This window comes from Gordoniibacillus kamchatkensis (assembly GCF_000829455.1).
In the GTDB taxonomy this organism is placed as follows: Bacteria; Bacillota; Bacilli; order Paenibacillales; family NBRC-103111; genus Gordoniibacillus; species Gordoniibacillus kamchatkensis.
Window position 1 is genome coordinate 18,468 of sequence record NZ_JXAK01000073.1, and the last position, 8,738, is coordinate 27,205.

Sequence of the window (8,738 nt, forward strand, 5' to 3'; positions counted from 1 at the left end):
TTTTTTGCTTTATACGCGAGAAGGGATTGCTCCATAAGACGTCGAATTAGTCGACTGAACATAGCCTGGTTCAGATAAATAGGGGGCAATATGCGAGATCAATACGTTTTCCCGGCAATTTTCGATTATTCGGAAGGCAGCATATCGGTTACATTTCCGGATTTTCCGGGTGCGGCCATCTCGGGTGCTACGGACGAAGAAGCACTTCGTTTGGCAACGATTTGTCTTATGCAGCTTTTATACAGTATGGAACGAAGCGGAAATCGAATACCTGAGCCGACCCAGCTTGAGGCTATTCCTCTCGAAGAGGGGCGTACGCAAACGGTTGTATCCGTCGCCGTTCTAATGCCTCCGACTCATCAAGCAATTCCTCAAGGCTATCCTAAATTTGCTGTTCGGCGCAAAAACTTGCGTTACGCAAGGCGAGATATACTTTTTGATGAAAGCGATTTCGTAGAATGAGTCGCGTTATTGCGAAATCGGTTATCGTAGTCATTGCGATATTTTTCGTCGTACAAATGTTCATTTCCGCAAGCGGAATGAATTTGGCTGCGCATCCCGTCTTTGGAATTACGCTTGCCATCTTAGCCGTGCTTGCTCTGCTGGCATTGCCGATATCGAAATTGATAAAAAGCAGACGTTAATCGATTCTGCTGTTAGGATGGTGGAAAATGAACGAAAACCGTGTCAGGGAAATTCGGGTGTCCGATTATCGTGATATTTATTTGTTAAACCAAGATTTTAACCCCAATTTATATTTATTTTCCGAAGAAAAAGTAAAAGAAAAAATCGAAATCATTCTAGAGAAAACCAACGATGTGATCTTTGTTTATGAACAAAACAACGAGGTCATAGGATACATTCATGGAAGTCCGTATGAATTGCTTTTTTCCGAGTCTTTAGTAAACGTCCTAGGATTCGTTGTTAAAGAAAAGTATAGAAAGCAAGGCGTAGGCAGCATGTTGATTGAGCATCTTGAACAGTGGGGAAAAGACAACGGATTTTCCGGGATCAAACTGTTATCCCACCCAAGTCGAATCAACGCTCACAGGTTGTACGAACGACGCGGCTATAAATTTACAAAGGACCAAAAGAACTTCATAAAAAAGTTCGATTAATGTTTCGCCAACCGTCACAAATACGAAAACGCACCAGACCGCTTATGCAGCAGCCAGTGCGTTTTATTGATGAACCGAATATGCAAATACGGAGAGGGTGGGATTCGAACCCACGGTAGCCTCACGACTACGGCGGTTTTCAAGACCGCTGCCTTAAACCACTCGACCACCTCTCCAAACGGTCCCGATTTCAAACGGGACGTATTGGATTGTAGCATATGAACAAAATCGTTGGCAAGCGCTATTTCCTAGCAATGACGGAGATCCCGCCCATATAAGGGACGAGTACGTCCGGAACCTTCACGCTGCCGTCTGCTTGCTGATAATTCTCCAGCACAGCCGCGACGGTGCGCCCGATGGCGAGCCCCGAGCCGTTCAGCGTGTGCACGAATTCCGGCTTCGCCTTGGCGTCGCGGCGGAAGCGAATGCCCGCACGGCGTGCCTGGAAGTCCTCGAAATTACTGCACGAAGAAATTTCCCGGTACGAATTTCCGCTTGGCAGCCACACTTCAAGGTCGTACGTCTTCGCCGACGAGAAGCCGAGATCGGCTGTGCAGAGCGTCAGCACGCGATACGGCAGCCCGAGCAGCTGCAATACTTTCTCGGCATGCTTCGTAAGATCTTCGAGGGCCGCGTACGAGTCCTCCGGCTTGACGAGCTTCACGAGCTCTACTTTGTTGAATTGGTGCTGGCGGATCAGTCCGCGCGTATCGCGCCCCGCCGCTCCGGCCTCCGAACGGAAGCAAGCGCTGTATGCGGCATATTTCAGCGGCAGCTGCTCGGCCGCGACAATTTCTTCGCGGTGATAGTTCGTGACCGGCACTTCCGCCGTCGGAATCATGAAAAAGTCGGTCCCCTGCAGCTTGAACACGTCTTCCTCGAACTTCGGCAGCTGGCCCGTCCCGGTCAAGCTATCCCGGTTGACGATGTAAGGCGGCAGCATTTCTTCGTATCCGTGTTCATTCGCGTGCAAATCCATCATGAAGTTGATGAGCGCCCGCTCCAGCCGTGCCCCAAGCCCTTTGTAGAAAACGAAGCGCGATCCCGTCACCTTGGCCCCCGCCTCGAAATCGAGAATGCCGAGCTCTTGCGCCAGCTCCCAATGCGGCTTCGGCTCGAAGCCGAACGACGTCGGCTCGCCGAAGCGCCGCAGCTCGACATTGTCGTCTTCGGAGGCGCCGACCGGAACCGATTCGTGCGGCATATTCGGGATGCTGAGCGTAATGTCGTTCAGCTCCGCCTCTAGCACGCGAATTTCGTCATCCAGCTCTTTGATGCGGTCGCCGACAATTTTCATCTCTTGAATGAGCTCGTCCGCATTGTCGCCGGCCCGCTTCTTGACGGCCACTTCCTGCGACACGACGTTGCGCCGGTTTTTCAGCTGCTCGGTTTCCTGCAGCATTTCGCGGCGCTTCGTGTCCAGGCTTGCAAAACGGTCCAGCTCCGGCAGCTGCTTGCCGCGATTTGCCATCGCTGTCTTGACGCGGTCCATTTCGTTTCTGAGTAGCTTTACGTCGAACAAACAAACCCCTCCAGTAAGGGTATTATGACTGATGCGCCTTTTTCACCATATCAAGGAAGTAGCCATGGATGCGGTGATCGTCCGTCAGCTCGGGATGGAACGACGTGGCCAGCAAGGAGCCTTGCTGCGCCGCTACGATTTGTCCCTTGTACGAGGACAAAACCTCCACTCCCGCGCCTACCGCTTCGATGAGCGGCGCCCGAATGAAGACGGCACGCACATCGTCGGCGATCCCTTTCACCTCAAGGTCGGTCTCGAAGCTCTCGCGCTGGCGTCCGAAGGCGTTCCGCGCAACTTTGATGTCCATCAGCTCAAGATGCGCTTCCGGCTGGCCGGCAATCTCCTTGGCGATGACGATCAGGCCGGCGCACGTGCCAAACACCGGATTGCCTTGCTTATGGAATTCGCGCAGCGCGTCGATGAAGCCGTAAGTGCGCATCAGCTTGCCGATGGTCGTGCTTTCTCCGCCCGGTATGATGATGCCTTGCAGCTCGCGCAGCTGCTCCGGCCGTTTGACGGAGACGCCTTCCCCGCCAGCCTTCTCGATCATGCGAATATGTTCGGCTACAGCTCCTTGCAGCGCAAGTATGCCAATCTTCATGCTATTCGTTCCTTCTTTCCCAGCGACTTGCTCCCGTCAGGTTGCGAAAAGCCGCCCGGAGGCGGCAAATGACTATTACCAACCGCGCTCCTGCATACGTTCCGCGGCCGGCAGCTTGGAAATTTCGATGCCCTTCATCGGGGTTCCGAGGTTTTTGGAGATCTCCGCAATGTGGGCATAATCGGTATAGTGCGTCGTCGCTTCAACGATCGCCTTGGCGAATTTCTCCGGATTGTCGGATTTGAAAATGCCGGAGCCAACGAAAACGCCATCGGAGCCAAGGTGCATCATGAGCGCCGCGTCGGCCGGAGTGGCAACGCCGCCTGCGGCGAAGTTGACGACCGGCAGCTTGCCTGTCTCGTGAACCTGGAGCAGCAGCTCGTACGGCGCTCCGAGGTTTTTCGCTTCGGCCATCAGCTCGTCTTTGGACATGCCTTGCACTTTGCGAATTTGCGACATCATCATCCGCATATGGCGCACCGCTTCAACGATATTGCCCGTTCCCGGCTCGCCCTTCGTGCGGATCATCGACGCGCCTTCGCCGATGCGGCGAAGCGCTTCTCCGAGGTCGCGTGCGCCGCAGACGAACGGCACAGTGAAATCTTTTTTATTAATGTGGAACACTTCGTCCGCAGGCGTCAGCACTTCGCTTTCGTCGATATAGTCGACGCCCATCGATTCGAGAATTTTCGCTTCGACAAAATGGCCGATGCGGGCCTTCGCCATAACTGGAATCGATACGACTTTCATGACCTCTTCCACGATCGTCGGGTCAGCCATGCGCGCTACCCCGCCAGCCGCCCGAATGTCGGACGGTACGCGCTCCAGCGCCATTACGGCGGATGCGCCGGCCGCTTCGGCGATCTTTGCTTGCTCGGCGTTCATGACGTCCATGATGACGCCGCCTTTTTGCATTTCTGCCATGCCTTTTTTTACACGCGATGTTCCGGTTTCCATTCTCCATTACCTCCTGTACGGTACTGCCTAATATCGACAAGCCGGTCTATAAATCGAGTAAACTCTAAACAAATATTTTACATGAAGCACTGCAAATATACAACCGGCGAACGGTTAAATGGACTTCTTGATATTCCCGAACAGATCCCCGAAGAAATTGCCGATAGCCCGGAACAAGAGCCGGATCCAGCTGGCCTTCTCTTCATCGTTAGCAGCGACCAATTTGATCGTATACGGCTTGTTGTTATAGGTTACCGTCAACGTGCCGATTTGCTGGCCTTTCTTGATCGGAGCTACCAGATTGGCGTCGCCCTGGGCCGTTTTCGCAAAGGCGCTGTCCGGCGTATCTTTCTTCACGAACAGAGTAAGCCCTTCTCCCGTAAGAGGAGCGACTTCATTATTGACGCCTTTCTTGATCGGAACGGCCTTTAATTGATCGACAGGAGTGCCTGCCTTTACGATTTCCTTCTTCTCGAAGTTCGTAAATCCGTAGTCGAACATCTTTTTCGTATCCAGGAAGCTGTTCTCGCGCGTGCTTGCGTTCATGACGACGGAAATCAGACGCGTGCCGTTCCGCTGGGACGTCCCCGTAAAGCAATATCCGGCTTTATCGGTGTGCCCCGTCTTCAGCCCGTCTACGCCGGGATAGACGTATTTCTTGAAGTTTTGATTGTTGCTGTTGCCTTCCAACATCCAATCGTAGTTGATCATCGGATTGGCGTCCGTCGGGCGGAATTTCTTCGCCGGAATGCTGGAATACTCCAAAATTTTCGGGTGATCCTTCAGCAAATGGTACGCGATAAGCGCCGCATCCCGCGCCGTGAAAATCGTCTCCCCGGGAATCGATTGCGGCGCGTACTTGCCAAGATCGACTCGGTCCAGGCCAGACGTGTCAATGAAATGCGCATCTTTCGACAAGCCGAATTTTTGCGCAGTATCGTTCATGAGCTGCACGAATTTTTCTTCCGACCCGGAGATTCGTTCCGCGAGAGCGACTGCCGCGCCGTTGTCGGAATAAATCGTGACCGCGTAGAACAAATCCTGTACCGAGTATTGGTCGCCCTGTGCTTTCGGGATACCGGAGAGCGCTTTGTTGTTGGATAAAACGGCGGAATATTCGCTAATCGGAACCATATCGGTCCAGTTGATTTTCTTATCGTCGATGCTTTGCAGAATCAAATATTCGGTCATCATTTTCGCCATACTGGCCGGCGACATAGGTTGGTCCGAATTTTGTTCGTACAGCACCTGTCCTGTTGACGCTTCCATGAGAATAGCCGATTTTGAGTTTAAACCCAAATTGGGGGTGTCCGTTTCCGCTGCCTGCACTCTTGTTCCCAGTAGAGGAGAAACCGCCAGCTGTGCTGCGAGGACAAGGCCGATTGCCAGTTTCCCATACTTCCCAAACACCTTCACTGTTCCACACTCCCATGATTAATATTCTTTCATTGTACCATACCGTTACCTATTCTCTCAAAAAAAGAAAGGCGGAGGAAGCTCCCTCCGCCCATCCAAAATATGGTCTACAAATTATAACGAATAATTCGGCGCTTCTTTCGTAATTTGCACATCGTGCGGATGGCTCTCCCGCAGGCCCGCCCCCGTAATGCGAACGAATTGCGTGTCGTTGATGAGCGACTGAATGTTAGGCGAGCCCGTATACCCCATACCCGAACGCAAACCGCCGACGAGCTGGAAAATCGTATCCGCGAGCGGCCCTTTGTACGCCACCCGGCCTTCGATGCCTTCCGGCACGAGCTTGCTCTCGTTCTCCTGGAAGTAACGGTCTTTGCTGCCTTCTTTCATCGCTCCGAGCGAACCCATACCGCGATAGACTTTGTAGCGGCGTCCTTGGTAAATTTCCGATTCGCCCGGGCTCTCTTCCGTGCCGGCGAACAGGCTGCCGATCATAACCGCGCTCGCACCGGCCGCGATGGCTTTCACGACGTCGCCGGAGTACTTGATGCCGCCGTCGGCGATGACCGGTACGCCGTATTGCCGGGCGACTTGCGCGCAGTCATAAATGGCGGTAATTTGCGGCACGCCGATGCCGGCGATGACACGCGTCGTACAAATCGAGCCTGGACCTATGCCGACCTTCACGATGGAAGCTCCAGCTTCGATCAAATCGCGAGTACCATCGCCCGTTGCCACGTTTCCGGCCATGATCGGCAGCTCTGGGAACATCTGTCGCAGCTTTTTCACGGTGTTGAGGATGTTGATATGATGGCCGTGCGCCGAATCCACCGTAATGATGTCGGTGCCCGCCTCCACAAGAGCAGTGGCACGCTCAATCACATCTTTCGATACGCCTACCGCCGCGCCAACCAGCAAGCGGCCCTGTCCATCCTTGGCGGCGTTAGGGAACTGTATCGCCTTCTCGATATCTTTAATCGTGATTAGGCCTTTCAGCTCGTTGTGCTCGTCCACCAGCGGCAGCTTCTCGATCTTGTATTTCTGCAAAATGGCTTCAGCTTGCTTGAGCGTCGTACCGACCGGCGCCGTCACGAGATTTTCGCGGGTCATCACTTCTTTGATTTTGGTGGAGTAATCATGAACGAAGCGCAAATCCCGGTTTGTCAAAATGCCGACCAGCTTCTTGTTGTCGTCGACAATCGGTACGCCCGAAATCCGGAACTTGGCCATCAGCTCCTCCGCGTCGTACACATGATGCTCCGGCGTCAGCGAGAACGGCTTCGTGATAACGCCGCTCTCCGACCGCTTCACCCGGTCTACTTCTTCCGCTTGCTGCTCGATCGGCATGTTTTTGTGAATGATTCCGATTCCGCCTTCTCTTGCGATCGCAATCGCCAAGGCCGACTCCGTCACCGTGTCCATCGCCGAACTAAGGAAAGGAATGTTCAGCTTCACCTTCGGGTGAATCTCTGTGCTAACATCGATCTCCTTGCCAAACACTTCCGACTTTCGAGGCACGAGCAGCACATCGTCGAACGTTAACCCTTCCTTCGCAAACTTATTGTCCCACACAACAAAAAGCCTCCCCACTCCCGTATATTTCTACAATCTTAACAAAAGGCCATTTTTCGTGTCAAGGAAGGCGAGCAAAATTATGATTCACGCAGCGAGTACGTGCAGCCGGGATTCCACAGCAAGTATTGGTCGATGCCAAGATCTTTCGCCGCCTTGATTTGTTCCCGCACCTGCTTCGCCCCGTACGTTTGGTGGTTTTTCACCCAGCTCGCGGTAAAAGCTTGCAGCCAAGGCCGCACTTTGGCCGCCGATTGACGCTGCTGCTCCAGCTGCGTGTTTTTGCTAACGGCATCCTTTAACGCCCGATGAATCATCGCATAGGGATTCAGATCCGGATGGGGGATACCTAGGGCTCCGTGACTATAATGTGAAGGGTACACCATAGGCGATATAACGTCGACGATCGGGCTGATTCGGTTCCATTCCTGCCCGATTCCCATGTCCCCCGCAACGGAAGGCGTCATGCCGAATACGTCCGCCGAGACCGGCACGTTTGGCAGCGCCGTTTTCGCCTTTTCCAGGAAGCTCGCGATCAGTTCCGGTTTGCTCAGTTTTTGCGGGTTTCGGAACTTGACCTCGCTATCGACTTTGTCGCCATTCTCGGGAAACCTTACGTAATCGAACTGGATTTCGTCGAATCCGAGCTGCGCGGCTTCTTTCGCGAGATCGATATTATAGGCTTGTACGACGGGATGATACGGGTCGACCCAAGCTACCCCTTTCCTGTCACGCCATACGCCGCCGGTTTTTTTTTGCATCGCCAAATCTTTTCGCACGCTGCACAAATACGGATCTTTGAAAGCAACTATTCGTGCAATGGTGTAAATATTGTTGTCCTTAAGACGCTTTAGCAGTCCTCGCATATCGGCAATCGGCCTCGTATCGTCGGAGCCCGCCTCGTTAACAAGCGCTACTTGCGAATCGTAGGTTATTTGTCCGGAGTCGTTCTTCACATCGATAACCATAGCGTTCAGTTCGGTGTCGTTCAATAGTTTGATCAGCTGCTCGAGCGACGCGCCCCTTGCTTTCCATGCCGATACATAAATGCCTTTAGCGGCGACCGCCGGTTTGCGCACCGGTTGCGGCTGCGGTAACGGCGCAGGGGGAGGCGCAGGGAGTGCCATCAGCTTTCTCACATGCTCTGGGACGGGGGGAACGTCAGCTGTAGTCATTTTGGGCGCCGACTCCATGTGTTGTTGAGGGACGGCATTGGGCTCAGCTGCAGACGGTTTCGGCAAAGGCTGGCCTGCATTAGCACCACAACCCGTCATAACGAGCATGAGGGTCAACATAACCCATTGCGCTATTTTCATCGCAATCCCTCCTAGCAGGTAACCGGATGCCAGCTGCCATCGCCGTCAGCTCCATCCCTTGGAGGTAGTATGACTCAAAGCTGTTACAACGAAAAAAGAGTCTTTTTGGCTCTTTTGCCAAAAAGACTCTTTTACTTGCTTGGCGACGTCCTACTCTCCCAAGACCCTGCGGTCTAAGTACCATCGGCGCTGGAGGGCTTAACGGTCGTGTTCGGGATGGGTACGCGTGGTTCCCC

8 protein-coding genes, 1 tRNA gene and 1 rRNA gene are annotated in these 8,738 nt (G+C 53.5%); 2 read left to right on the forward strand and 8 right to left on the reverse strand.

Features of this window, described 5'->3' with window-relative positions; translation table 11 throughout:
- The first annotated feature begins 90 nt into the window (after nt 1–90).
- Entirely contained in the window at nt 91–462 is a 372-nt protein-coding gene (locus SD70_RS28215) for a type II toxin-antitoxin system HicB family antitoxin (RefSeq protein ID WP_156158241.1), read from the forward strand.
- Between the two features lie 209 nt (nt 463–671).
- Nucleotides 672–1,118 carry a GNAT family N-acetyltransferase gene (locus SD70_RS28225; protein ID WP_041051776.1) on the forward strand — a complete coding sequence of 149 codons (447 nt, stop codon included), beginning with the start codon at nt 672–674 and terminating at the stop codon, nt 1,116–1,118.
- Between the two features lie 89 nt (nt 1,119–1,207).
- Here the strand turns inward: SD70_RS28225 and SD70_RS28230 are convergent.
- The 8 genes from SD70_RS28230 to rrf all read right to left on the reverse strand — a co-directional run.
- Nucleotides 1,208–1,294: transfer RNA gene (locus SD70_RS28230), tRNA-Ser, on the reverse strand.
- Between the two features lie 65 nt (nt 1,295–1,359).
- Entirely contained in the window at nt 1,360–2,640 is a 1,281-nt protein-coding gene (gene serS / locus SD70_RS28235) for a serine--tRNA ligase (protein WP_041051777.1), read from the reverse strand.
- A gap of 22 nt (nt 2,641–2,662) precedes the next feature.
- The gene (gene pdxT / locus SD70_RS28240) at nt 2,663–3,241 is read right to left on the reverse strand and encodes a pyridoxal 5'-phosphate synthase glutaminase subunit PdxT (RefSeq protein ID WP_041051778.1); all 579 of its coding nucleotides are present in this window, start codon (nt 3,239–3,241) and stop codon (nt 2,663–2,665) included.
- 75 nt (nt 3,242–3,316) lie between these two features.
- Nucleotides 3,317–4,198, reverse strand: coding sequence for a pyridoxal 5'-phosphate synthase lyase subunit PdxS (pdxS, locus tag SD70_RS28245; protein WP_041051779.1), 882 nt, complete (start codon nt 4,196–4,198; stop codon nt 3,317–3,319).
- 114 nt (nt 4,199–4,312) lie between these two features.
- Nucleotides 4,313–5,614: a D-alanyl-D-alanine carboxypeptidase family protein gene (locus SD70_RS28250; RefSeq protein ID WP_041051780.1), complete on the reverse strand. Its 1,302-nt coding sequence runs from the start codon at nt 5,612–5,614 to the stop codon at nt 4,313–4,315.
- 114 nt (nt 5,615–5,728) lie between these two features.
- Complete coding sequence (guaB, locus tag SD70_RS28255; RefSeq protein ID WP_041051781.1) at nt 5,729–7,186, reverse strand: IMP dehydrogenase; 1,458 nt, start codon at nt 7,184–7,186, stop codon at nt 5,729–5,731.
- Between the two features lie 80 nt (nt 7,187–7,266).
- The gene (locus SD70_RS28260; protein ID WP_041051783.1) at nt 7,267–8,265 is read right to left on the reverse strand and encodes a putative glycoside hydrolase; all 999 of its coding nucleotides are present in this window, start codon (nt 8,263–8,265) and stop codon (nt 7,267–7,269) included.
- Nucleotides 8,266–8,639: 374 nt separating this feature from the next.
- Nucleotides 8,640–8,738 (reverse strand): 5S ribosomal RNA (gene rrf / locus SD70_RS34145); the annotation flags it as partial.

What these genes read in the sequence shown, in the direction of transcription:
- pdxT (WP_041051778.1), bottom strand. Translation starts at nt 3,241, where the DNA reads ATGAAGATTGGCATACTTGCGCTGCAAGGAGCTGTAGCCGAACATATT.
- pdxS (WP_041051779.1), bottom strand. Translation starts at nt 4,198, where the DNA reads ATGGAAACCGGAACATCGCGTGTAAAAAAAGGCATGGCAGAAATGCAA.
- SD70_RS28225 (WP_041051776.1), top strand. Translation starts at nt 672, where the DNA reads ATGAACGAAAACCGTGTCAGGGAAATTCGGGTGTCCGATTATCGTGAT.
- SD70_RS28215 (WP_156158241.1), top strand. Translation starts at nt 91, where the DNA reads ATGCGAGATCAATACGTTTTCCCGGCAATTTTCGATTATTCGGAAGGC.